Annotated in this window: 29 protein-coding genes; 12 read left to right on the forward strand and 17 right to left on the reverse strand. The window is 69.0% G+C overall.

Annotated features, from left to right (window positions below):
• Nucleotides 1-385 precede the first annotated feature (385 nt).
• The 6 genes from ACFVM3_RS37995 to ACFVM3_RS38020 form a co-directional block, all read right to left on the reverse strand.
• Entirely contained in the window at nt 386-859 is a 474-nt protein-coding gene (locus tag ACFVM3_RS37995; RefSeq protein WP_005150031.1) for a bifunctional nuclease family protein, read from the reverse strand.
• A 219-nt stretch (nt 860-1078) separates the two neighbouring features.
• On the reverse strand, nt 1079-1840 hold the full coding sequence (locus ACFVM3_RS38000) for a MerR family transcriptional regulator (RefSeq protein ID WP_340682158.1): 762 nt from the start codon (nt 1838-1840) through the stop codon (nt 1079-1081).
• Nucleotides 1837-2304, reverse strand: a complete 468-nt coding sequence (garA, locus tag ACFVM3_RS38005) for a glycogen accumulation regulator GarA (protein ID WP_005150023.1) — start codon at nt 2302-2304, stop codon at nt 1837-1839. Before garA ends, ACFVM3_RS38000 begins: the two co-directional genes overlap by 4 nt.
• Before the next feature lie 125 nt (nt 2305-2429).
• The gene (gene gcvH / locus ACFVM3_RS38010) at nt 2430-2813 is read right to left on the reverse strand and encodes a glycine cleavage system protein GcvH (protein ID WP_005150021.1); all 384 of its coding nucleotides are present in this window, start codon (nt 2811-2813) and stop codon (nt 2430-2432) included.
• 63 nt (nt 2814-2876) lie between these two features.
• Entirely contained in the window at nt 2877-3512 is a 636-nt protein-coding gene (locus ACFVM3_RS38015) for a CDP-alcohol phosphatidyltransferase family protein (protein ID WP_378444683.1), read from the reverse strand.
• 37 nt (nt 3513-3549) lie between these two features.
• Nucleotides 3550-3783, reverse strand: a complete 234-nt coding sequence (locus tag ACFVM3_RS38020; protein WP_378444684.1) for a hypothetical protein — start codon at nt 3781-3783, stop codon at nt 3550-3552.
• A gap of 307 nt (nt 3784-4090) precedes the next feature.
• Between ACFVM3_RS38020 and ACFVM3_RS38025 the strand changes: the two genes are divergently transcribed.
• Nucleotides 4091-4600: a hypothetical protein gene (locus ACFVM3_RS38025; RefSeq protein ID WP_378444685.1), complete on the forward strand. Its 510-nt coding sequence runs from the start codon at nt 4091-4093 to the stop codon at nt 4598-4600.
• 23 nt (nt 4601-4623) lie between these two features.
• Nucleotides 4624-4995 carry a hypothetical protein gene (locus tag ACFVM3_RS38030; protein ID WP_378444686.1) on the forward strand — a complete coding sequence of 124 codons (372 nt, stop codon included), beginning with the start codon at nt 4624-4626 and terminating at the stop codon, nt 4993-4995.
• Nucleotides 4996-5379: 384 nt separating this feature from the next.
• Here the strand turns inward: ACFVM3_RS38030 and ACFVM3_RS38035 are convergent, their stop codons facing one another.
• Both ACFVM3_RS38035 and ACFVM3_RS38040 read right to left on the reverse strand, forming a co-directional pair.
• Complete coding sequence (locus ACFVM3_RS38035; protein ID WP_378444687.1) at nt 5380-5784, reverse strand: hypothetical protein; 405 nt, start codon at nt 5782-5784, stop codon at nt 5380-5382.
• A 56-nt stretch (nt 5785-5840) separates the two neighbouring features.
• Entirely contained in the window at nt 5841-6728 is an 888-nt protein-coding gene (locus ACFVM3_RS38040; RefSeq protein WP_378444688.1) for a hypothetical protein, read from the reverse strand.
• A gap of 157 nt (nt 6729-6885) precedes the next feature.
• On the opposite strand from ACFVM3_RS38040, the gene ACFVM3_RS38045 reads away from it, so the two are divergent.
• The 4 genes from ACFVM3_RS38045 to ACFVM3_RS38060 are packed head-to-tail and all read left to right on the forward strand — an operon-like array spanning nt 6886 to nt 10650.
• Complete coding sequence (locus ACFVM3_RS38045) at nt 6886-7854, forward strand: adenylate cyclase (RefSeq protein WP_378444689.1); 969 nt, start codon at nt 6886-6888, stop codon at nt 7852-7854.
• Between the two features lie 2 nt (nt 7855-7856).
• Nucleotides 7857-8831 carry a hypothetical protein gene (locus ACFVM3_RS38050; RefSeq protein ID WP_378444690.1) on the forward strand — a complete coding sequence of 325 codons (975 nt, stop codon included), beginning with the start codon at nt 7857-7859 and terminating at the stop codon, nt 8829-8831.
• Nucleotides 8828-10021 (forward strand): adenylosuccinate synthetase, encoded by a 1194-nt coding sequence (locus tag ACFVM3_RS38055; RefSeq protein ID WP_378444691.1) that lies wholly within the window; start codon nt 8828-8830, stop codon nt 10019-10021. The genes ACFVM3_RS38050 and ACFVM3_RS38055 overlap by 4 nt, the downstream gene beginning before the upstream one ends.
• The gene (locus ACFVM3_RS38060; protein WP_378444692.1) at nt 10018-10650 is read left to right on the forward strand and encodes an NUDIX domain-containing protein; all 633 of its coding nucleotides are present in this window, start codon (nt 10018-10020) and stop codon (nt 10648-10650) included. Before ACFVM3_RS38055 ends, ACFVM3_RS38060 begins: the two co-directional genes overlap by 4 nt.
• Before the next feature lie 5 nt (nt 10651-10655).
• Here ACFVM3_RS38060 and ACFVM3_RS38065 read toward each other — a convergent pair whose 3' ends face one another.
• From ACFVM3_RS38065 to ACFVM3_RS38075, 3 genes are all read right to left on the reverse strand, one after another.
• Complete coding sequence (locus tag ACFVM3_RS38065) at nt 10656-11414, reverse strand: D-Ala-D-Ala carboxypeptidase family metallohydrolase (protein ID WP_378444693.1); 759 nt, start codon at nt 11412-11414, stop codon at nt 10656-10658.
• A 256-nt stretch (nt 11415-11670) separates the two neighbouring features.
• Entirely contained in the window at nt 11671-13374 is a 1704-nt protein-coding gene (locus ACFVM3_RS38070) for an AMP-binding protein (RefSeq protein ID WP_378444694.1), read from the reverse strand.
• Nucleotides 13375-13414: 40 nt separating this feature from the next.
• The gene (locus ACFVM3_RS38075) at nt 13415-14257 is read right to left on the reverse strand and encodes a crotonase/enoyl-CoA hydratase family protein (RefSeq protein ID WP_378444695.1); all 843 of its coding nucleotides are present in this window, start codon (nt 14255-14257) and stop codon (nt 13415-13417) included.
• Nucleotides 14258-14386: 129 nt separating this feature from the next.
• Here ACFVM3_RS38075 and ACFVM3_RS38080 point away from each other — a divergent pair, with 129 nt between their 5' ends.
• A complete protein-coding gene (locus ACFVM3_RS38080; protein ID WP_378444696.1) occupies nt 14387-15274 on the forward strand; it encodes an alpha/beta fold hydrolase in 888 nt (295 codons plus the stop codon).
• Nucleotides 15264-15824, forward strand: a complete 561-nt coding sequence (locus ACFVM3_RS38085) for a GNAT family N-acetyltransferase (protein WP_378444697.1) — start codon at nt 15264-15266, stop codon at nt 15822-15824. Before ACFVM3_RS38080 ends, ACFVM3_RS38085 begins: the two co-directional genes overlap by 11 nt.
• Here the strand turns inward: ACFVM3_RS38085 and cobA are convergent.
• The 6 genes from cobA to rpmB all read right to left on the reverse strand — a co-directional run bounded on the left by cobA (nt 15812) and on the right by rpmB (nt 18509).
• Entirely contained in the window at nt 15812-17029 is a 1218-nt protein-coding gene (cobA, locus tag ACFVM3_RS38090) for a uroporphyrinogen-III C-methyltransferase (protein ID WP_378444698.1), read from the reverse strand. The genes ACFVM3_RS38085 and cobA overlap by 13 nt on opposite strands.
• A 54-nt stretch (nt 17030-17083) precedes the next feature.
• The gene (locus tag ACFVM3_RS38095; protein ID WP_126732083.1) at nt 17084-17491 is read right to left on the reverse strand and encodes an ankyrin repeat domain-containing protein; all 408 of its coding nucleotides are present in this window, start codon (nt 17489-17491) and stop codon (nt 17084-17086) included.
• A gap of 64 nt (nt 17492-17555) precedes the next feature.
• Nucleotides 17556-17804, reverse strand: coding sequence for a 30S ribosomal protein S18 (gene rpsR, locus ACFVM3_RS38100; RefSeq protein WP_125678319.1), 249 nt, complete (start codon nt 17802-17804; stop codon nt 17556-17558).
• Nucleotides 17801-18106, reverse strand: coding sequence for a 30S ribosomal protein S14 (gene rpsN, locus ACFVM3_RS38105; protein WP_034306410.1), 306 nt, complete (start codon nt 18104-18106; stop codon nt 17801-17803). The genes rpsR and rpsN overlap by 4 nt, the downstream gene beginning before the upstream one ends.
• Complete coding sequence (gene rpmG / locus ACFVM3_RS38110; protein WP_005149953.1) at nt 18106-18273, reverse strand: 50S ribosomal protein L33; 168 nt, start codon at nt 18271-18273, stop codon at nt 18106-18108. The genes rpsN and rpmG overlap by 1 nt, the downstream gene beginning before the upstream one ends.
• Nucleotides 18273-18509, reverse strand: a complete 237-nt coding sequence (gene rpmB / locus ACFVM3_RS38115) for a 50S ribosomal protein L28 (protein WP_005149951.1) — start codon at nt 18507-18509, stop codon at nt 18273-18275. The genes rpmG and rpmB overlap by 1 nt, the downstream gene beginning before the upstream one ends.
• 84 nt (nt 18510-18593) lie before the next feature.
• Between rpmB and mrf the strand changes: the two genes are divergently transcribed.
• Genes mrf through ACFVM3_RS38135 form a run of 4 tightly spaced genes read left to right on the forward strand, consistent with a single transcriptional unit; the run spans nt 18594 to nt 21329 of the window.
• Nucleotides 18594-19847, forward strand: coding sequence for a ribosome hibernation factor-recruiting GTPase MRF (gene mrf, locus ACFVM3_RS38120; RefSeq protein ID WP_378444699.1), 1254 nt, complete (start codon nt 18594-18596; stop codon nt 19845-19847).
• Nucleotides 19844-20101 (forward strand): type B 50S ribosomal protein L31, encoded by a 258-nt coding sequence (locus ACFVM3_RS38125; RefSeq protein WP_007032638.1) that lies wholly within the window; start codon nt 19844-19846, stop codon nt 20099-20101. Before mrf ends, ACFVM3_RS38125 begins: the two co-directional genes overlap by 4 nt.
• Nucleotides 20101-20259 carry a 50S ribosomal protein L32 gene (rpmF, locus tag ACFVM3_RS38130; protein WP_378444700.1) on the forward strand — a complete coding sequence of 53 codons (159 nt, stop codon included), beginning with the start codon at nt 20101-20103 and terminating at the stop codon, nt 20257-20259. The genes ACFVM3_RS38125 and rpmF overlap by 1 nt, the downstream gene beginning before the upstream one ends.
• Nucleotides 20256-21329 carry a GTP-binding protein gene (locus ACFVM3_RS38135; protein WP_378444701.1) on the forward strand — a complete coding sequence of 358 codons (1074 nt, stop codon included), beginning with the start codon at nt 20256-20258 and terminating at the stop codon, nt 21327-21329. The genes rpmF and ACFVM3_RS38135 overlap by 4 nt, the downstream gene beginning before the upstream one ends.
• The last annotated feature ends 152 nt before the right edge of the window (nt 21330-21481 follow it).

Here is a 21481-nt window from a genome sequence, read left to right on the forward strand (position 1 = left end):
TGGACCCCCCCCCCGCGCCGTGCGCGGGGGACCCGTTCGCCAACCCCAGGTGCGCAACAACCACGGTGGCTATTTTGGTTGCCCCAACCCCCGGCCAAGCCCAGCCACCCAGCAGAACCTCGCCGAGTGAGCTAAAGGGTCACCGGTACCGAGTGGGTCGGGTCTCGTGACCGATCGGACGACACGCGTGATCCGGTGGACGACACGCGTGATTGGAAGGACGACACGATCGCGGCCCGGGCTCCGCCGCGTGTCGTCCGTCCAATCACGCGAGTTCGCCGTTCGTGCGCCCGAATCAGCCACTCACGACCGCCTGTAATCGCCACGTACGACGAAGGGGCGGCGCCACCGGCGCCGCCCCTCCGTGCGAAATCCCAGGATGTGCTCAGGTGTCCGCGCCGCGGAAGTCCTCCGGCGAGACCGAGTCGAGGAACTCGCGGAACTTCTCGACCTCGTCCTCCTGCTCGTCGGGGATGATGAGGCCCGCTTCCTCCAGCACCGCGTCCACGGCGTGGATGGGCACCCCCACCCGCAGCGCCAGCGCCACCGAATCGCTCGGTCGCGCCGAAACCCGGATGTCCCCGTCGAAGACCAGTTCCGCGAAGAACGTGCCTTCCTTCAGATCGGTGATGACGACCTGTTCCAGCTCACGGCCCAACGCTCCGATGACCTCCTTGAGCAGGTCATGGGTGAGCGGACGGGCCGGGCGGACTCCCTGCTGCTCCAAGGCGATGGCGGTGGCCTCGACCGAGCCGATCCAGATCGGCAGGTAACGCTCGCCTTCGGTTTCCCGCAGCAACAAGATCGGCTGATTCGCGGGTAGCTCCACCCGCACGCCGACGACGCGCATCTCGCTCATCGGGCTTCGCCTCCCTCTCGTGCGCACGGGCTGCAACGCTTGTCTCGACGACCAAGCGACGGTAGTCCCGACGCTACCCGTCTTCCGAGCGCTGTGCTCGCTGTCTCCGACATTCTCGGTTCGCCCGTGGCAAACCCAACTCTCACGGTACGGCATAGGGTGCCGAACATTCAGGCATTGACAAGTGGCCGCACAACGGCTCCCTGTCCCCGAAGCCGTTCAACCGCCTGTGACAGCCCGTATTCCGGCCTTCACCAAGAGCGTGTGCAACGCCACGGTCAAGGCGGCCAGCTCCCGGACGACCTCGTCGCCCCTCGCCTGGGCGTCCTCGTCACGATGCCGATACACCGGGGTCACGATCTGCTCCAGCAGGCCGACCTCGCGGTCCGCCGCGGCCCGGAAGGCACGCAGATGTCTCGGCTCTATACCGAATTCGGTCATCGCCTTCACGGTCTTCGCCACGAGGACCGCGTCCGGGTCGAAGAACCCCGCCGCACCTGGACGGACGAGACCGTATTGCCGCAGCTCAGCCAGGGTGGCGGCGTCGATTCCGGCCTGGCGGAGCAGATCTTCCTCGGTCAGCCTGATCTCGCGGTCGGTCTCAAAGTCCCCCGGGGACGGCAGTCCGCCGTTCTCCCCGGGGGCGTCGAGTGACACGAGTTTCCGCGGCAGCCGCGGCATCGCCGCCGAGGGCGCGGCGCCCTGATCCGCCGCGTCCAGCTGTTCCTTGATGACCTTCAGCGGGAGGTAGTGATCCCGCTGGGCGGACAGGACGAACCGCAACCGCTCCACGTCCGCCGGAGCGAACTGCCGGTACCCCGACGGGGTCCGGCCCGGCTGGACCAGACCCTCCGCCTCGAGGAACCGGATCTTGGAGATGGTGACATCGGGAAAGTCGCCGCGCAGCTGTGCCAGCACGGCCCCGATGCTCAACCCATCGCGCTGCGACGCATCCCGATCAGGCCGCCCGGCCGCCGTCACCGTGCCCCCTGGCCCCCGTGACCCGGGCCGGTCAGGAAGACCAGGCGGAACTTGCCGATCTGCACCTCGTCGCCACCGGCGAGGACGGCCTGGTCGACCGGCTCGCGGTTGACGTAGGTGCCGTTGAGGCTGCCGACGTCGATGACGACGAACTCGCCACCCTCACGGCGGAACTCCGCGTGCCGCCGGGAGACCGTGACGTCGTCGAGGAAGATGTCGCTGTCCGGGTGCCGTCCCGCGCTGGTGGTGTCGCGGTCCAGCAGGAAGCGCGAACCCGCGTTCGGGCCCCGTTTGACGACCAGCAGCGCGGAACCCGCGGGCAGCGCGTCCACACCCTGGACGGGGGCCTCGGCAGCCGGAGGAGCCTCAGTGCCTTCGACGTCGGCCAGGAAGTCGGCCCGGAAGACAGAAGTCCGCTCCGGAGACTGCTCCGGGGGAACGCCGGGCCCGTCGTTCGTGCTCACCTGAGCTCTCCTAACGCATGTGTGTTGCCACTACTCAAGAACGTGTGGAGGTCAAACGTACCGTGCCTGATCGAATCTCCGGCCCGCGGCTCCCCCTACTCTTCCCGAAGGGCCGCGGCCTGCGGCTATTCCTTGATCAGGGCCTGGTACGCCTCGGCCTCCAGCAGGGATTCCACCGAGCTCGCGTCGTCGAGCCGGAGCTCGATCAGCCAGCCCTCGCCGTAGGGGTCGCTGTTGATCAGCTCGGGTGACTCGGTCACCGCGTCGTTGACCGCGACCACCTCGCCGTCGAGCGGGGCGAACAGTTCCGAAACGCTCTTGGTCGACTCGACCTCGCCGAACGCGTCGCCCGAACCGACCTGCTTGCCGACCTCGGGCAGTTCGACGAACACCACGTCACCGAGCTGGTCCTGGGCGTACTCCGTGATGCCCACGCGCACGAGCCCTCCATCGCGCACGGAGACCCACTCGTGTTCCTCGGTGTACCGCAGTTCTTCTGGAGTGGACAACGCCGCTCCCCTTTCTCATGCCCTCGCTCGAAACCGACGCGCGCAGTTTCGCATCCCGCCGGGTCACGCGCCCGGCGCCTCCCGCAACTCGGCGGGTTCGGCCGGTCGTAGCGCCCGTGCGGTCTGGACGATGTACAGGACGCCCGAATAGACGTACAGGACCGCACCCCACGCCGTGAAGGCGTACCCGATCGGCCTGGCGATCGCGGCGATGTCGGAACCGCCCTGGGTGAGCAGCAGGAAGGGGAAGGCGTACATCAGCACGAAGGTGGCGCCCTTGCCGATGTAGGTGACCTCCGGAGGGGCGAACCCGCGGTGCCGCAGCAGCAGCACGCAGACACCGAGGACGGCTTCGCGGACGACCAGCGGGACCACCAGCCACCAGGGGATGATGTCGCGGATCAGGAAGGCGATGAGGGTCGCGAGGATGTAGAGCCGGTCGGCGGCGGGGTCGAGCAGCTGGCCGAGCCGGGACATCTGGTTGAGCCAGCGGGCGAGTTTGCCGTCGAGCCAGTCGGTGAGCGCGCTGAACACGAGCAGCGCGAGCGCCCAGCCGTCCTCCTTCGGGCCGAGGAGCAGCCACAGGAAGACCGGCACTCCGGCGAGCCGGAGGATCGAAAGCATGTTGGGAACGTTCAGGGCCTGCCGCAGCAGTGAAGGCTCTTCGCTGGTCACGCTCGGTTCGGGGGGCGTACTCACCCGCTCAGCCTATCCAGCGGCGGCAGGTCCTCCCCCGTCAGCTGGCCCGGGTGTGGGTCCAGCCGCGGCGTTGCAGGTCCGCGCTGGTCAGCGCCACGGGCCTGCCTCGATGGTCGGTGCCCATCCAGCGGTTGTGGCCGGCGGAGATCTCGAGGACGTACGGGCGGCCACCACACCAGACGACGGTGCACGGTGCCGTCGGTGGCAGCTCCGCGCTCGCCGGTGCGGTGGCCTGGGGTGACGCGGGGTCGGTCTGTTCGTCGGTCTTCATCACTCTCACGGTTTCGTGACGGGGACTGGGACACGCCGGAGCGCTACCTGTGTTTTCGGCAGAACGGGTCCGCGCGTTAACGGATCCGGCGTGGATTCGTCCGATCGGTTCGCGACGACAGCAGGATGTTGTCGCGCTGTGAACGGCATGTTAATCGTCCACAATGGACAGTCAATGAGCGGTCCTCGCGTACCGCGGCGCCGCGGGCGCGATAGCCTCCCGCGAATCGAACGTGGCTCAATACCACGGCATCGGGCCCGGCCGGGTCAGAATGGGCCGGCCACGACCGGCCGACGAAAGGATCGCCTTGCCCGTCTCGACCACCACGGGAACGTGGCGGCGCCTGTTCGCGGCCTGCGCCGTCACCGGAACGCTCGCCGCCTGTTCGGGCGAAGATCCGCCACCGCCTGTCACCTCGATGTCGGTCTCGCCGCCCTCGGTCCCCACAGCGGTGTCCAGCGTGTCGGTGCCGCCGATCCCGTCGCAGACCGCGCCGAGCCCGTCCACCGCCCCGGTTTCCGCTTCACCGCCGAAATCCGCTGAACCGGTTCAGGGTTCGTGCGGCACGGTCACCGCGGCCAGCGGGCTGACCCTCCAGGTACTCAACGGCCCCGGGGTCTCGTGCGCGGACGCGACCGGGATCGTCGGCTCGTTCCACCAGAGGATCGCCGGACGGCAGTCCGCGGGCTCGGACGAACCGGTCAGCGAGACCGTGGACGGCTGGCTGTGCGTCTCCGGCGCTCCCGCCGCGCAAGGCGGCACCAGTTGCAGCAAGGGCGAACAGAACGTGTTCGCCGCCGTCGTCCCCGTCGAATGAACCATCCTCGAGAAGAAGGGCCCATGAAGAGCCTCGCCGTGCTCCCCGCCGCGTTCGCCGTCGTCCTGCTGAGCGGTTGCGGCGCCGATCCCGCTCCCGCGGCCGCGCCGCCCTCCCCCACGGCCGACCAGGTCCTGGCCGGCACGCCCTGTGGTGAGATCACCGGGTTCCAGGGCGCGAAGAACAAGGTCGTCGTGCGCGGGAAGGCCGAGTGCGCCGAAGCGACGCAGGTGCTTACGGAGTACTTCGCCAAGCTGACGCCGGCCGAGGCGGCGTCACCGCAGGGGCCCGGCCCCGTGGTGGTCGGGGCTTGGACCTGCGGGAGCGGGCCGAACGATCCGGTGACGAGTTGCTCGACCGAAGACGAGCGGCAGATCGAAGCGACCCGCTCCTGAGCGTCGGTCGGCGCCGTACAAGGTGCGGGCCTCGAATTTCTGTCCCGAGAACCCGCCGTGCCTCGGCGGCCGTGCCCGCCTGAAGTACATGAAGGTCGAGTTTCGTCGGCTCAGCCAAGGGAAGGGTCCTTCACGCGCGGCCGCTGTGCCTACTGGTGTACCTGGGACGAGAGCAGCGACCCTGAAGGTAGTGAAGGCCTCCTTGAGGGACCCAGAGTCCCTCAAGGAGGCCTTCACGGACCGCGGTCCCGCGATCAGAGAAGCCAGTAGTCACTCACGACCCGCGCATGACCTGGGCCGAAGGCTCCTTTCACCGCATCAGACGCAGTGAAGGGAACCATCACCCCACCACCGGTCGCTCCTGCGAAACACGCCGCCTTTGCCTTACTCTCGATGACCCTCGCGGCGCCGCTTGCCCACGTCCAGCCGGTACAGGACGACACCCACTATCACGATGCCGACGAGAAAGAGACCCAGCGCGCCGCCCGCCGAGATCTTCCAGATCAAGGGCGATCTCGACCGATAGGCGAATCCGTCACCGACGAAAACCGTGTCACCCGGCGAGATCTCCTCACCCAGGATCCGGCCGCCTCCGGTACGGCCGTCGGCGAAGCGCCATTTCCCGGAGCAGTAAGGGGTTTGGCCGTTCACCGCGGAACCTTCCGAAGTGCATCCCGAGACCTCGGTGACCGTGACGTCCGCGCCGGTGCTCAATTCACCGATGTCGGAACCGAGGAAGGCCCAGACGATACCGAAGATCAGCAGAAAGGGGATGAAGGCCGAGAGCACCGAGGAAAGAACTCCCGATTTCCGCGCTCTTTCCGACACTGGAGTCCTTTCGTCGATCACTGGAGCTTCAGCAGGACTTCCCGCTCGAGTTTGCCGACGAGGAGGTACTGGGGCCGGTATCCGGGCGGGACCACGAAGCAGACGAGACCCGTGGTGCCGTCGAAAGCACCGGGAGCGCCCGCGCAGTCCTTGACGCGTTCCGGCTCACCGTGTTCGTCGGCCGACAGCTCCAACGCCGTGTCGCCGAAGCGAGAAGCCTCGATCCTCAAGGTGAGGACGTGGAATCCGCTCAACCACGCCTCGGCTCCCTCCGGCGGTGCGGGTCTGCTGTCGAGCACACGCACGGCCGCCTCTCCGGTGACGGCGGTCTGTCCACGGGCGAACACCGGCGGCGGCCCCCATAAGTCGCGACGGAGTTCCCAGAAATTCGGGACCGGGTCGGCCGCCTCACCGTAGGCCGTCTCGCCGAACCCGACCGGCGTCAGCACGACGAACGCGGCGAAGGCCAGCCCGGCGAGGAATGGCGGCGCCTTCCGCGCGATCCCCCTTCTCGCCACTTTGACCAGCACGATGGCCGCGAGCACCAGGATGGCCGAGCCGAGGGACATCGCCGCGATCTTCTCCCACGGATGGTGGGCTTCCACGACGTCGGTGGCCCCGCGCACGGACAAAACCCGGTCCGTCACCGACGAAAGCCGGGCGACCACCGGATCGGCGAGGCCGAACGTGTCTCGTGTCGGCACTTCGATCGTGCGGCCGTCTTCGGTGATCGCCAGGACGTCGTAGCTGGTACGCGGGCCGTGCTGTCCTTCACTGATCGTGGAGTTCCGCTCCGAGATCACCGCGCGCACGTCGTAAGTGCCGGCCAGCCCTTCGACGATCCATCGTCCGGCGAAGGCCGCGACGGACCCCCAGACGATCCCGATCACGAGCGCGATGATCATCGCGCTCGTTCGCTGCCCGTCTTTCCGATCCGCTTCGCGGAAGACCACCAACACCCCCTGTCCGGCTCGGCCAGCTTATGGACCGAAGCCACCGCGCGGCACGGGATTTGTACCCACCCCCTTGCATCCCTAGGTAAGAGTCGTCTAGACTCAAACTATGCTCACCAGGGAAGACGCCGTGACGATGATCGAGAACACGGTCGACGCGGCCGCTCTGTTCGCCCGCCATCGCTACCGCGAACTGGCGGCCGTGCTCCACCCCGACCGCAACCCCGGCGACGAGCGCGTCCACCGGGCCGCCGCCACCCTCAACCGCCTTCACGACGACTGGAAACGCTCCCGACGCCAGACGGTCACCACGGCGACGTCGGCGTACACCCTCACCGCACCGCACGCGGTGGGCAGCGTCGCGACGACGTACCGGACCACCGGGCCGTATCTGGTGAAACTCGTCCGCGACCCGGCGCTCAACCCGCTGATCCACGCCGAGTGGGCGGCGCTGCGCACGCTCGACGGTTTCACCGAACGGCACCGCTGGCTGCGCCCCTATTACCCGCGACTGCTGGACACCTCGGGTCCGGTGGCCAGGGGCGACCGAGCGTTCAGCGTCCTCGATCCGCTCGTCGACGGTTTCGTCACCCTCGCCGATATCGGGAAAGCCTTCCCCGGCGGGCTCGACGGCCGCGACTACGCGTGGATGCACCGCCGCCTCCTGCGTGCCGTGGCGGGCGCGCACCGGGCGGGTGTCGTCCACGGCCACCTCACCGCGGACAACGTGCTCGTCCATCCGGGACAGCACGGCATCGTCGTCGTCGGCTGGTCCTTCGCCGTCGAGGACGGTGTGCTCCCGCTTGCGGCGGACAAGTCCGTCCAATACCCGCCGGAAGTCCACAAAGGACTACCGGTGACCGGGGCCACCGACGTCCACATGCTCCACCGCATGATGCTGGAACTCCTGGCACCCGACGAAACCCGCCAACGCGAGTTCGCGAACTGGTGCACACAGGAGGCCCCGGCACAACGACCCGACGCCGCCGATCTGCTCGACGAGTACGACGCGCTGCTCGACGACTTGTACGGACCTCGCACCTTCCGACCCTTCACCATCCCCGAGACAGGAGCCTGACCATGGGACACGGACACTGGGACGACAACGCCTACGCCGCCGCGAAGACTTTCCGGCGGGCCAAGGGCGAGGACGACTTCGGCTACACCGCCGATCTGCGCTCCAAGCCCGCGAAAGACTGGAAGGTGGCGCCGGCGCTCGACCCGCTGAACGTCATCCGGGAATGCCGGGATTCGGCCGACCACGCCGATTCGACGCCGATCGCGGTGCTGTTCGACGTCACCGGCTCGATGCGCCGCGTGCCGCGGGTCATGCAGGGCAAACTCGGCAAACTGCACGGCCTGCTGAAGCGCCGGGGCTACCTGGCCGACCCGCAGGTCATGTTCGGCGCGATCGGCGACGCCGACAGCGACCGGGTGCCCTTGCAGGTCGGGCAGTTCGAATCGGACAACCGGATGGACGAGCAGCTGCGCACGATCTTCCTCGAAGGCGGAGGCGGCGGGCAGAAGAGCGAGTCCTACGAACTGGCCGCCTACTTCATGGCCCGGCACGTCGTGACCGACGCGTGGCAGAACCGCGGCCGCAAGGGCTATCTGTTCATCATCGGTGACGAGCTGAACAAGCCCGCGCTGGAGGCGCGCCACATCCGCCGCGTGATCGGGGATGACGTGCGGGAGGACATCGACCCGGCCTCGGTGTACCGGGAGCTGGCCCGCAAGTGGCACGTCTTCTTCGTGCTGCCGAACCAGTCTTCGTACTACAACGACCCGCAGATCGGCGAGCACTGGAGCGATCTGCTCGGCCAGAACTTCCTGAAGCTCGACGATCCCGGCGCGGTGTGCGAACTGATCGCGGCCACCATCGGACTGGAAGAGCGGGTCGTCGACGTCGACCGGGCGCTCGCCGATCTCGCGGACGTCGGCTCGGTCGCCGAAAGCAAGGCGGTCGGCAAGGCGCTGGCGAAGCTGGGCGCCAAAGCGGTCGTCACGTCGGCGGTGCCCGAGGCCGACGGGCCGAGCGACGTGGTGTTGCGATGAGTCTCCTGGACGGACACGTGGTGGTGGTCGGGCTCGGCTTCGGCGACGAAGGCAAGGGCGCGGTGGTCGACGCGCTCTGCGCCGCCCGGCCCACCACCGCCGTGGTCCGCTTCAACGGGGGCGCGCAGGCCGCGCACAACGTCGTCGTGGACGGGCGGCACCACACGTTCAGCCAGTTCGGGGCGGGCACGTTCGCCGGCGTGCCCACCCATCTGTCGCGGTTCGTGCTGGTCGAGCCGTTCGCGCTGGCCGCGGAAGCGCGCCGGCTCGAAGGGGCGGGCGTCCGGAATCCGCTCTCGCTGCTGAGCGTGGACGGCCGGGCTCTGCTCACGACGCCGTTCCACATCCACGCCAACCGGGCGAGGGAGGAGGCACGGGGCGCGAACCGGCACGGCTCGTGCGGGAAGGGCATCGGCGAGACCGTCTGGTACTCGCTCTTGCCCGGCGCCGTGCCGGGCGAGGTGGTGGAAAGCCAGGAGGTGATCGGGACGCCGGGGGAAGCGCCCACGGTCGCCGACTGTGCCCGGCCGTCGGTCTTGCGGCGCAAGCTGGACGCGCTCGCGCGGTTCTACGCCCCGCTCGCCACGCCACCGCACGGCGTGGACGAACTGGTGGCGCTGTACCGCGACTTCGCGGACGCCGTGCGGATCACCGACGGGGACGAAACGGGGCGGCTGGCGGATTCCGGGCGGCTGGTGTTCGAGGGAGCGCAGGGGGCTCTCCTCGACCAGCACCACGGATTCCATCCGCATACGACCTGGTCCACCACCACACCGCACAACGCCCGCGCCCTGCTGGGCGAGCGCCCGCACACCGTCCTCGGTGTCACGCGGACGTACCTCACCCGGCATGGCGCGGGACCGCTGCCGACCGAATCCGCCGCCGTGCTCGCCCGCTTTCCGGAGGCGCACAACGAAACCGGCGAATTCCAGGGCGCGTGGCGGGCCGGTCATCTCGACGCGGCCCTGCTCGACTACGCGATCGCGGCCTGCGACGGGGTGGACGCGCTCGCGGTGACCCACCTCGACGCGACCGGACTGAAGGTCGTGCCCCGTGACGGCTCCCCCGCCGTCGACCTGCCGGATCCGCTGGCGTGGTTCGCCGAGCGGCTGCCGGTGGCCGTCACCGGGTACGGCCCGGACAGGGCCGGTTACCGGGTCACGGAGGCAAGGTCGACAATCAACGCGTGATCGAGTCGACGCCGGTGTCCGTTGACGTGCTCGTGGTGCGGTTCGCGCCCGGCACCAGGAATGTGCTGCTGGGAATCGCGCCGCGAGCCGCCGAGCCGTTCGAAGGGGAACTCGCCCTGCCTGGCGTGCTGCTCGGGCTCGGCGAGCGGTTGAGGGAGGCGGCGCACCGGGCGGTGGCAGGCAAACTCGGCCTGCCGTCCGGCGCGCTTTCGGCGACGGGACAGCTCGCCACCTTCGACGAGCCGAACCGTGATCCCCGCGGTCCCACGCTCTCCATCGCCTTGTGGGCCACGATGAGTCCCGCGTTCGACGAACCGGGGAACGCGGTGTGGGCGCCGCTCGACGAGGTCCCGCCGCTGGCGTTCGACCACGACCGGATCGTGGCGGACTGCCGTCCGATGCTGGCCGAACGGCTGTGGCGGGACGTCGCCTTCACCGCCGGTCTGCTGGGGCCGATCTTCACGACGGCGCAGGCACTGGATGTCACCGAAGCGTTGACCGGGGACCGCCCCTATCCGGCCAATCTCGGCCGGACCATGGAGCGGGTCCCCGGTCTGCGGCGCACCACCGAACACGCGGCCGCCCTCCCCAAGGGAGGACGGCCGCCGTCGCTGTGGCGCTGGGAATGACGAGGTCAGATCCCGCAGGAGGACGCCGACCAGAACCGGGTGGACCGGTGTGCCACGTGCGTGTGATCGTTGTGGCCGGGGTAGCCCGGGCCGAGGATCTCGTTGAACCCGTGGTTGCGGGCCTGCCTGGCCAGCCCGCAGAAGCCCTGCGAGCCCGCGCCGAGGTCGACCGCGTCACCGTAGAGGTGACGGCTGTTGGTCGCCCCGCCGACGGCGTTGTTGCAGGCGACGCTGCGGAAACCACCGTTGACGTCGATCGGCCGGTCGCCCATGGCGTGCCGCATCGCCTGCAGCTTCCACATCGAGACCAGCGCGTTGGCCTTCGCCGTCGCGGGTGAGACGTTGCCGCCCGACCAGTCGGAGTTGCACCGGTTCAGTTCGGCGTAGGTGAAGTTGACCGGCGTGCAGTCGTCGTCCTGCAACGCGTAGAGCTTGCTGAACGTGGCCGATCCGGCGATGCCGTCCGCGGCCAGCCCGTATGCCTGCTGGAAGCGGGTGACCGCGGCTTTGGTGCCCGCGCCGAACTGGCCGTCGATGGCGAGCACGCCCCCGTAACCGGGGTAACCGGCGACGCGGATCTGCAGTTGCCGGACGTCCTCACCGGACGCGCCCTGGGACAACGTGCGTCCCCAGGAGTAACAGGCGTCGGCGACGGACACTTCGCCCGCCGTCACCGGGCCAGGATCGGCGGCGGCTGGAGCGGCCACCGCGGTACCGAGCCCGGCCACCAGGGCGAGCATCGGCAGGAGGAAACGAATGCGCATGACAGGAACACCTTTCAAGCAGGGAAGGTGAGACCCGTGACCCCCACGGGTTGTCAACGATTCACTGCCGAGGATGCTAACGCGGTTCCGGTTACCGCGCTGTGGGTCGTTCGACCCACACGGACCGGTCCGTCACGCGTGTCCGGAGCCGTAACTCGCGTGATCGGAGGCGTAACTCACCGGCTGGGCGAGTTACGGGTTCAAACACGCGAGTTACGGCTCCGATCACGCGAGTTCGGAGTTCGAGGCCGGGCCGTCAGCCCTTCAGCTGCGGGAAGTCCTCCTCGCGGAACTCCCCCGCCGGCCGCCCGTCGGCGTCGTTCTCCCGGCCGCGCAGCTCGACGCGCCGGATCTTGCCGGAGATCGTCTTCGGCAGTTCGGTGAACTCCAGCCGCCGGATTCGCTTGTACGGAGCCAAATGTTCACGACAGAAGGCCAGGATGGACACCGCGGTGTCGGCCGTCGGTTGATGCCCGTTCGTCAGGACGACATACGCCTTCGGCACCGCGAGCCGGATCGGGTCGGGCGCGGGGACGACGGCCGCTTCGGCGACCGCTTCGTGTTCGAGCAGGACACTTTCCAGTTCGAACGGCGAGATCCGGTAGTCCGAGGCCTTGAAGACGTCGTCCGTGCGGCCCACGTAGGTGATGTAGCCGCGTTCGTCGATCGAGCCGACGTCCCCGGTGTGGTAGAAGCCGTTCGCGAAGGCCACGGCGGAACGCTCCTCGTCGTCCGCGTAGCCAGCCATCAACCCGACGGGTCGGTTGTCGAGGTCAAGGCAGATCTCGCCCTCCTGCGCGCGTTCACCGGTGACGGGGTCCACGAGCGCCACGGTGAAGCCAGGCAACGGGCGGCCCATCGACCCCGGCAGGACGTCCTGCCCGGGCGTGTTGGCGATCTGGACGCTGCTCTCCGTCTGCCCGAAGCCGTCGCGAATCGTGACGCCCCAAGCCTTTTCGACCTGGTCGATCACTTCGGGGTTGAGCGGTTCACCCGCGCCGACCACCTTGCGCGGAGGCGTCTTCAGCACGGTCAGATCCGCTTGGATGAGCATCCGCCACACCGTCGGCGGGGCGCAGAAACTGGTGATACCGCACCGGTCCATCTGCGCCATCAGGGACACCGCGTCGAACCGCGCGTAGTTGTAGAGGAACACCGTCGCCTCGGCGTTCCACGGCGCGAACACGTTGCTCCACGCGTGTTTCGCCCAGCCCGGCGAGGAGATGTTGAGGTGGACGTCGCCCGGTTCGAGCCCGATCCAGTACATTGTGGACAGATGACCGACCGGGTACGAGACCTGCGTGTGCTGCACGAGTTTCGGCTTCGCGGTGGTCCCCGAGGTGAAGTACAGCAGGAGCGGGTCTTCCGCCGCCGTCGGGCCGTCGGGCGTGAACGTGTCCGGTTCCTCGTAGGCGTCCACAAAGGACCGCCAGCCCTCGACCGGCTCACCGACGGCGATGCGGGTGTAGTCGCCTTCGACGTTCTCGAACTTGTGCGCGTCGACGGACCGGATCACGACGTGTTTCGCCGCGCCCCGCTCGACCCGGTCGGTGAGGTCCGCCGGGCCGAGCAGGGTCGAGGCCGGGATGATGACGGCGCCCAGTTTGATCGCGGCGAGGATCGTCTGCCACAGCTCGCCCTGGTTGCCGAGCATCAGGATCAGCCGGTCGCCCCTGGCCACGCCGAGTGAGCGCAGCCAGTTCGCGACCTGGTTGGACCTCCGCGCCATCTCCGGATAGGTCCAGCGATTCTCGATGCCGTCCTCTTCGACGATCCACAACGCGTACCGGTCCTGGTTGGCCGGGTCGGCCGCGACGACGTCGAACCAGTCGAGTGCCCAGTTGAACTCGGCGAGCCGGGGCCAGGTGAAGTCCCGATAGGCGGTTTCGTAGTCCTCGCGATGGGCCTGCAGATAGTCCCGTGCCTCGCGGAACGTGCGGTATGCCTCCGAAGCGCTCACGATCGTCCTCCTGGTCCGCTGGTAGGGCAGCCGGTTCTTTCTACTCTCCCTTGAACTCGGGCGCGCGGCGCTCGAGGAACGCCTGCACGGCCTCGCCGAGGTCCTTGCTGGGCAGGAACGCCGCGTTCCAGGCCGACACGTAGCGCAGGCCGTCCGCGACCTGGCGCTCCGTGTTGGCCGAAAGCACGTTCTTCGTGCCCTGCACGACCAGCGGCGGGTTCGTGGCGATCTCCGCCGCCAGCTTGCGGGCTTCGGCCAGCAGGGTGTCCTGATCCGCGTACACGTCGTTGACCAGGCCGATCTTCTCCGCGCGGGCGGCGTCGATGTCCTTGCCGGTCAGGGCCAGCTCGCGCAGGTGCCCCTCGCCGATGATCGGGGCGAGCCGCTGCAGGCTGCCGAGGTCGGCCACGATCGCGACCTTGACCTCGCGCACGCTGAACTTCGCGTCGGCGCTCGCCAGGCGGATGTCCGCGGCCGCGATCACGTCGACGCCCCCGCCGATGCACCAGCCGGAAATGGCCGCGATGACCGGTTTGCGGCATTCCGCGATCGAGGACACGCTCGCCTGGAGGGTCTTGACCTCGTCGAGGAACTTCGTCCGCGGGCCCGCGAGGGCGTCGCCGCCGAGCATTTCGCCCCAGCTCGGCATCATGGCGGGCAGGTCGAGCCCGTAGGAGAAGTGCTTGCCGCTCCCGGTCAGCACGACCGCCCTGACCTGCGGATCCGCGTCCAGCGCGCGGAAGACGATCGGCAGCTCTCGCCAGAAATCGGGGCCCATCGCGTTGCCCTTGGACGGACCGAGCAGCGTCACTTCGGCGACGTGCCCGTCGATCTCCACCTTGAGCGAAACGAGATCGGGAAGACTGTCAGCTGTAGCGGTCATGAGGTCATCTTGACTCATGTGATTGACAGGCTGCCAACGGCCACTGTGCCTGGCCGCCCCGGAGATGCTTTCCTAATACCGACGAGTACTACCGGTGAGTACCCGACGATCGACGAAGGACGGTGGGAGATGAGCCCGGCCAGCAGCGCCACCGCGGTCGCCGACCTGCCCGCTCCGAGCACCGCGCGCGGGCGCGAACGATCCTCCCGGCCGATCGAGCTGTCGGGATCCTTCACCCATGAGGGTCACCGGCTCGCCTACACCGAGTTCGGCTCCGGCGACCGGGTGGTCGTCCTCACCCACGGCATCATGCTGACGAGGCGGATGCACGCCCCGCTCGCCCGCAGGCTGGCGCGGGCCGGTTTCCGCGCGGTGACCCTCGACCTGCTCGGGCACGGCGACTCGGACCGGCCCACCGACTCGTGGCTGTACTCGATGCCCGCGTTCGCGGAGCAGACCGTCGCGCTGCTCGACCACCTGGAGATCGACGCCGCCGTCATCGGGGGGACGTCCCTGGGCGCCAACGTCGCGCTCGAAGTGGGTGTCGCCGCCCCCGAGCGCGCGCTGGGCCTGGTCGTCGAGATGCCGGTGCTGGACAACGCGATCGTCGCGGGGCTGATCACGTTCGCGCCGCTGCTGATGGCCGCCCGGTTCCTGCCGGTGACCGTGCAGGGAGTGGCGCTGGCGGCCAGGCTCGTGCCGCATGGCAACCAATGGGTCGACGTCGTCACCGACACGCTGTCCCAGCAGCCCGCGCCGATGGCCGCGCTCCTGCACGGCGTGCTCTTCGGCCGGATCGCGCCGCCCAAGTCCATCCGGCGGAAGATCGAGACCCCGGCGCTGGTCATCGGGCACGAGCGCGACCCGATCCACCCCTTCGGCGACGCCGACACGCTGGCCGCGGACATGCCGGCGGCCGAGTTCGTCCAGGCCCGCAGCCCGGTCGAGTTGCGCTTCGACCCGACCCGTCTGACCGAAGCCATCGCGGACTTCTCCGCGCGCTGCCATGACCGTTGAACCGGCCCCGACCCGGGACGCGGGCGCCGAAGAACTGCGGACCGGGCGGCTGATCCTGCGACGGCCGGGCCCCGAAGACCTCGACGCGATCTTCGCCCTCCATACCGATCCGGAGGCCTGCGCGCACAACCCTTCGGACCTGGTGGACACGCGCAAGGAGGCGGAGTTGCTGCTGCTCCGCTGGTCACACCAGTGGAACCGGTACGGCTTCGGATACTGGACGGTCCGGCGGCACGACTCGGCCGAACCGCTGGGGTTCTGCGGGGTGAAGATCGTCGGCTTCCGGCGGCGCCCGGTGCTGAACCTCTTCTATCGCTTCTTTCCCTCGTCCTGGGGTGCCGGATACGCCAGTGAGGCCGCCACCGCAGCGGTGGGCTGGGCCCGCGTCCACCGGCCGGACGACCTCGTGATCGCCCGTGTCCGGCCGGAGAACGTGGCCTCGCAGCGGGTCGCGCTGCGAGCAGGCCTCGTCCGGGCGGAGCATCTCGACTCCCCCGGCGACGACGGGACCGACTGGTTCTACGTCTCGGACCCCGGCTACGAGGGCTGAGCGAGCCCCGCCACCGGGCCGAAGACGATCACCGCGGGCGGCCGCACCCCGGCCGTGGCGGCGTCTTCGACCACCTTGTCCAAAGTGGAGCGGAGAACCCGCTGCGTGCGCATGGTGCCGTCCTCGACGATCGCCACCGGTGTGTCGCCAGGCCGCCCGGACTGGAGCGCCTTCGCGAACAGCGGGAGCCGCTCGACACCCATCATCAACACGATCGTGCCGCGCATCTTCGCCAGCAGATCCCAGTCCACCAGCGACTTCTCGTCGTCCGGTGCGACGTGGCCGGACACCACCACGACCTCGTGGGCGACGCCGCGGTGCGTCACCGGGACGTCCGCCGCGGCGGGGACGGAGAACGCGCTCGTGATGCCGGGGACCATCGTCACCGGGATACCCGCTTCGGCACAGGCGAGGACTTCTTCGAAGCCGCGGCCGAACAGGTACGGGTCGCCACCCTTGAGCCGCACGACGAATTTGCCCGCCTTGGCCCGCTCGATCAGCGTGGAGTTGATCACTTCCTGGCTGGCGGCGCGGCCGTACGGGATCTTCGCGGCGTCGACGATCTCCACGTGGGGCGACAGTTCGTCGAGCAGTTCGCGGGGGGCCAGCCGGTCGGCGACGACGACGTCTGCCCTGGCGAGGAGACGGCGCCCGCGGACGGTGATCAGTTCCGGGTCACCGGGGCCGCCGCCCACGAGGGCGACACCGGGAAGCTCGTCGTGCGCGTCCGGGACGCGGCCGTCGGCGACGGTACCGGCGCGCAGTCCGTCGAGGATGCTGTCCCGGACGGTGGCCGACCGCAGCGGCTCGCCACCGGAGAGCACGCCGACCAGCAGCCCGCCGTGCCTGCCCGAGGCCGGGGTGACCGCGCTGCCGAGGTCCCCGTCGTCGGCTCGGACACAGAACACCCGCGCGCGTTCGGCTTCGGCACAGACGGCGGCGTTGACCTCGGGATCGTTCGTGCACGCCAGCGCGTACCAGGCGTCGGCGAGGTCGCCCTCGGCGTAGCGGCGCTCGTGCCAGACGATCTCGCCTGCGTCGGCCATGGCGCTCACCGACGGTGTGGTGTGCGGCGAGACCAGTTCGACCCGCGCGCCGGCGCTGATCAACCGCGGCAGGCGGCGCTGGGCGACCGTCCCGCCACCGATCATCACGACACGACGGCCGGCCAGGTCGAGGCCGGAGAGGTAATGCGGGTCATCCATGCGGGGCAGTGTAAGGATTCAGCGCCCCGGACCGCGATCCGAGTGAGAACCGCCTCAGCTCTCCAGCAGCGCCAGCAGCTCGGTGTTGCCGAACATCCTGGCCGCGTCGATCGCCGAAGGCTCCCCCGCCGTGGCGTCCGCGCCGCCCTTCAGGAGCGCCTTCACGACCTCGGGCTCGTTCTTGAACACCGCGCCGGCTAGCGGGCTCTGTCCCCGGTCGTTCTGGCGGTTCGGGTCGGCGCCGCGTTCGATCAGCGCCGCTACGGTCTCGGCGTGACCGTGGTAGGCGGCGAGCATGACCAGTGTGTCGCCCCGGTCGTTGGTCAGGTTCGCCGAAATGCCGGCGTCGACGTACGCGGCGATCTCGGCCGTCGCGCCAGAGCGGGCGAAGCCGAACACCTTGGCCCACAACTCCAGCAGTTCGGGATCGAATTCCTCGGCCTGTCCGGGGTTCTCCGTCATGGGGCCGATTCTTCCACAGCAACCGCGGTCCGGGCGGCGTCTCGCACCGCCCGGACCGGTGGCGTCAGCGCCCCGCGTTGGGGTAGGGCAGCAACGCCATCTCACGGGCGTTCTTGATCGCCGTGGCGACCTGCTTCTGCTGCTGGGGCGTCAGCCCGGTGACCCGGCGGGCGCGGATCTTGCCGCGGTCGGAGATGAACTTCCGCAGCAGATCGACGTCCTTCCAGTCGACCTGGGTGATCTTGTTGGCGTGCAACAGGTTCGTCTTGCGCTTGAAGGGACGGTCGCGGTTCGCCTTGCCCATCGCGCTCACCAGCTCGACTTCGTGACGCCGGGCAGTTCGCCGTTGTGCGCCATCTGCCGCATCCGGACGCGCGACAGCCCGAACTTCCGCAGGTAGCCACGCGGGCGGCCGTCGGCGGTGTCGCGATTGCGGATCCGGGTCGCGCTGGCGTCGCGCGGCATCGCCTGCAGGGCCGACACGGCCGCCGCCTTCTCCTCGGGCGACGCGGAGGGCGAGGCGATGGTGGCCTTCAGCTCGCGCCGCCGTTCGACATAGCGGGCGGCGATGACCTTGCGCTGCTCGTTCTTGGCGATCTTCGACTTCTTGGCCATCAGCGCTCCTCCTTGAACTCGACGTGCTTGCGCGCGACCGGGTCGTACTTGCGCAGCACCATGCGGTCCGGGTCGTTCCGGCGGTTCTTCTTGGTGACGTAGGTGTAGCCGGTGCCTGCGGTCGAGCGGAGCTTGATGATCGGCCGGATGTCGGTGCTCTTGGCCATCAGAGCTTCACCCCTTTCGCGCGGAGCTCGGCCACGACGGCCTCGATCCCCCGCTTGTCGATGGTCTTCATGCCCTTCACCGAGACCCGCAGCCGGACCCAGCGTCCTTCGCTCGGCACGAAGTACCGCTTGGCCTGCAGGTTCGGCTCCCAGCGCCGGGACGTGCGCCGATGCGAGTGCGACACCTGCTTCCCGTAGCCCGGTTTGCGGCCGGTGACCTGGCACACCGCGGACATATACCCTCCCGAGTTGATATCGGTTGTCGTTTTCATTTACTCTACACAGCCGAACCCGAACGCCCTCGACGCCCCGGAGCTTCAGTGACCGACAACCCCCGCGTGCCCCTCGTCCTGATCAGTGGCCTCGCACCGGGACCGAACGCCGACCTCGCCGAGCGGCTGCGCCTCGCCGAGCCGGGCACCGCCGTCGTGCATCACGACCTGAGGCAGATTCACTCCGGAGTGGTCCGACGGCGGATCCGGCTCGGCGACCGCGACCAGCTGACCGTCCTCGAACTCGCGCACGGCTGTGTCTCGTGCACGTTGCGCGAGGACCTGTTGCCGTTGCTGCGCAAGCTCTCGCAGATGCCGCAGGTGCGGCGCATCGTCGTAAGGCTCGACGAAGCCATGGAGCCCGAGCCGGTCAGCTGGGCACTGCACAACGTCCTCGTCGGCGAGCGGCCGGTGATCGAGGACGTCGACCTGCGGGCCGTGCTGACCGTCGTCGACTGCGCGACCTGGCTGGCCGACAGCACCGGAGACGACACGCTGGCCGAACGGAGCCTGCGGGCCAGCCCCGAGGACGAACGCACCGTCGCCCAGGTCGCGCTGTCGCAGGTCGAGTTCGCCGACCTGCTCGTACTCGCCGGCGCGGCGACCGACGCGTGGTCCGCGGCGAAGGCTTCGGCCGTCCTCGACCGTGTCGCGCCGTCGATCCCGCGCGTCGACCTGTCCTCTGTGGACGGGAAGACCGTGCTCGACGCCGTCCCGTCGGACGCCCGGCGCGGCGAGGTCACCGACATGCACGGACCGCTGCTGCGCGGCCAGCCGCCGTTGCACACCGACTGCGGCATCGGGCTGCTCACCTTCACCTCGCAGCGCCCCTTCCACCCGGAACGCCTCCACGACGCGATCGACGTCCTGCTCGACGGCGTCGTCCGCACCCGGGGACGGCTCTGGGTGGCGAGCCAGCCCGACATGGCGCTGTGGATCGAGTCCGCGGGCGGCGGTCTCGGCGTCGGGCACGCCGGGCCGTGGCTCGCCGCCCCGGACGGGCCGGACTGGGCCGACGTCTCCCCCGAACGCCGCACGCTCGCCTCCCTGCGCTGGGACCCGCTGTTCGGCGACCGCGCGCAGGAACTGGTCGTCGTCACCGATCAGGCCACCCCGGACGAGATCGAAGCCGCACTGAACGGGGCGCTGCTGACCGAGGAAGAACTCGCGGCCGGCGAGCGGGAATGGCTCCGCTACCCGGATCCGTTCGGCGAGTGGCACGAAGAACCGTGCGAGGACACGGAAACCGACCCTGAGAAGCACGACGTGAACGCGTCGAACCGAAAGGACGAAACGCAGTGAAACCGGGAATCCACCCCGACTACCACCCGGTGGTGTTCAAGGACCTCTCCACCGGGGACGCCTTCCTGACACGCTCCACCGCCACGTCGGACCAGACCATCGAATGGAGCGACGGCAACACCTATCCGGTGGTGAACGTCGAGATCAGCTCGTGGTCGCACCCGTTCTGGACCGGCAACCAGCGGATCATGGACAGCGCCGGCCAGGTCGAGAAGTTCCACCGCCGCTACGGACGCCGCGGAGGGTCGAAATAATGGCCGTCCCGAAGCGGAAGATGTCGCGTAGCAACACCCGGTCCCGGCGTTCGCAGTGGAAGGCGGCCGTGCCGGATCTGGTGCCGATCAAGGTGAACGGTGAGACGAAGCTCGTGCCGCGCAAGCTGATGAAGCACTTCCATCAGGCCGGGGAATGACGACGCCGGTCACGGTGCTGTCCGGATTCCTCGGGGCGGGCAAGACGACCGTGCTCAACCACGTGCTCGCCAACCGCGACGGGCTGCGGGTGGCGGTGATCGTGAACGACATGAGCGAGGTCAACATCGACGCCGCGCTGGTGCGGGACGGGAACAGCCTGTCCCGCACCGAGGAACGGCTGGTCGAGATGACCAACGGCTGCATCTGCTGCACCCTGCGCGACGACCTGCTGGAAGAGGTCTCGCGGCTGTGTCAGGACGGCCGGTTCGACTACCTGCTCATCGAATCGAGCGGCATCTCCGAGCCGATGCCGGTGGCGGCGACGTTCTCGTTCCTGGACGCCGCGCGGCTCGACACGATGGTGACCGTGGTCGACGCGGTGAACTTCGAGCGGGAACTGGCGGCCGGGGACGCGCTGACCGAACGCGGGCTGGACCAGTACGACGGGGACGAGCGGACGGTCAGCGACCTGCTGATGGACCAGATCGAGTTCGCGGACGTCCTCCTGCTGAACAAGGCCGACCTGGTCCCGGCCACCTCGCTCGAACGGCTGACGGCGGTGCTGCGTCGGCTCAACCCGGCCGCCGACGTCGTCGTCTCGACACACGGCCGGATCCCGCTCGACCGGGTGCTCGGCACCGGGCGTTACGACGTCGAGCGTGCGCAGGAGGCACCCGGCTGGGTGGCGGAGCTGAACGGCGATCACGTTCCGGAGACGGAGGAGTACGGGATCTCCAGCGTGGTCTTCCGCGCCTCGATGGCTTTCGACGCCGAGCGGCTGTGGGACTTCGTCGGGCGGCTCGATTCCGGGGAGTTCGGGACGGTCCTGCGGTCGAAGGGGTTCTTCTCGCTGGCGTCGCGGCCCGGGGTGACCGGGCTGTGGTCGCAGGCGGGTTCGGTCGCCCGGTTCGAGCCGCAGGGAGTCGAGGAGGCGCCGCGGCAGGAGCTGGTGTTCATCGGCGTGGGGCTGGAGGAGGACGCTCTGCTGGACTCACTGCGGTCCTGCCTGGCCGTCGGTGCGGCCGGAGCGGATCCGTTCCCGGAGTGGGAAGCGGTGCACGTGCACTGAGACGCGCGACGGGGCCGGGCGCCGGAGGGTGTCGCGAAAGCCACTTTCGAGACATCTGACGTCGCGAAAGATGCTCCTATTGATGTCAAGGGGTGTGGGTGAGGTTGGCGAGGTCTGCGATGAGGGTTTGGTGGATTTCGCGGGCTATGTAG

The sequence above is a fragment of the Amycolatopsis sp. NPDC057786 genome (assembly GCF_042797905.1).
Taxonomy (GTDB): domain Bacteria; phylum Actinomycetota; class Actinomycetes; order Mycobacteriales; family Pseudonocardiaceae; genus Amycolatopsis.

Excerpts from the sequence above, each read along its gene's own strand:
- ACFVM3_RS37995 (WP_005150031.1), bottom strand. The coding sequence starts at position 859 with ATGAGCGAGATGCGCGTCGTCGGCGTGCGGGTGGAGCTACCCGCGAAT.
- ACFVM3_RS38020 (WP_378444684.1), bottom strand. The coding sequence starts at position 3,783 with ATGAAGACCGACGAACAGACCGACCCCGCGTCACCCCAGGCCACCGCA.
- ACFVM3_RS38030 (WP_378444686.1), top strand. The coding sequence starts at position 4,624 with ATGAAGAGCCTCGCCGTGCTCCCCGCCGCGTTCGCCGTCGTCCTGCTG.
- ACFVM3_RS38040 (WP_378444688.1), bottom strand. The coding sequence starts at position 6,728 with ATGATCATCGCGCTCGTGATCGGGATCGTCTGGGGGTCCGTCGCGGCC.
- ACFVM3_RS38045 (WP_378444689.1), top strand. The coding sequence starts at position 6,886 with ATGCTCACCAGGGAAGACGCCGTGACGATGATCGAGAACACGGTCGAC.
- ACFVM3_RS38050 (WP_378444690.1), top strand. The coding sequence starts at position 7,857 with ATGGGACACGGACACTGGGACGACAACGCCTACGCCGCCGCGAAGACT.
- ACFVM3_RS38055 (WP_378444691.1), top strand. The coding sequence starts at position 8,828 with ATGAGTCTCCTGGACGGACACGTGGTGGTGGTCGGGCTCGGCTTCGGC.
- ACFVM3_RS38065 (WP_378444693.1), bottom strand. The coding sequence starts at position 11,414 with ATGCGCATTCGTTTCCTCCTGCCGATGCTCGCCCTGGTGGCCGGGCTC.
- ACFVM3_RS38075 (WP_378444695.1), bottom strand. The coding sequence starts at position 14,257 with ATGACCGCTACAGCTGACAGTCTTCCCGATCTCGTTTCGCTCAAGGTG.
- ACFVM3_RS38080 (WP_378444696.1), top strand. The coding sequence starts at position 14,387 with ATGAGCCCGGCCAGCAGCGCCACCGCGGTCGCCGACCTGCCCGCTCCG.
- ACFVM3_RS38085 (WP_378444697.1), top strand. The coding sequence starts at position 15,264 with ATGACCGTTGAACCGGCCCCGACCCGGGACGCGGGCGCCGAAGAACTG.
- cobA (WP_378444698.1), bottom strand. The coding sequence starts at position 17,029 with ATGGATGACCCGCATTACCTCTCCGGCCTCGACCTGGCCGGCCGTCGT.
- ACFVM3_RS38095 (WP_126732083.1), bottom strand. The coding sequence starts at position 17,491 with ATGACGGAGAACCCCGGACAGGCCGAGGAATTCGATCCCGAACTGCTG.
- rpsN (WP_034306410.1), bottom strand. The coding sequence starts at position 18,106 with ATGGCCAAGAAGTCGAAGATCGCCAAGAACGAGCAGCGCAAGGTCATC.
- rpmG (WP_005149953.1), bottom strand. The coding sequence starts at position 18,273 with ATGGCCAAGAGCACCGACATCCGGCCGATCATCAAGCTCCGCTCGACC.
- rpmB (WP_005149951.1), bottom strand. The coding sequence starts at position 18,509 with ATGTCCGCGGTGTGCCAGGTCACCGGCCGCAAACCGGGCTACGGGAAG.
- rpmF (WP_378444700.1), top strand. The coding sequence starts at position 20,101 with ATGGCCGTCCCGAAGCGGAAGATGTCGCGTAGCAACACCCGGTCCCGG.
- ACFVM3_RS38135 (WP_378444701.1), top strand. The coding sequence starts at position 20,256 with ATGACGACGCCGGTCACGGTGCTGTCCGGATTCCTCGGGGCGGGCAAG.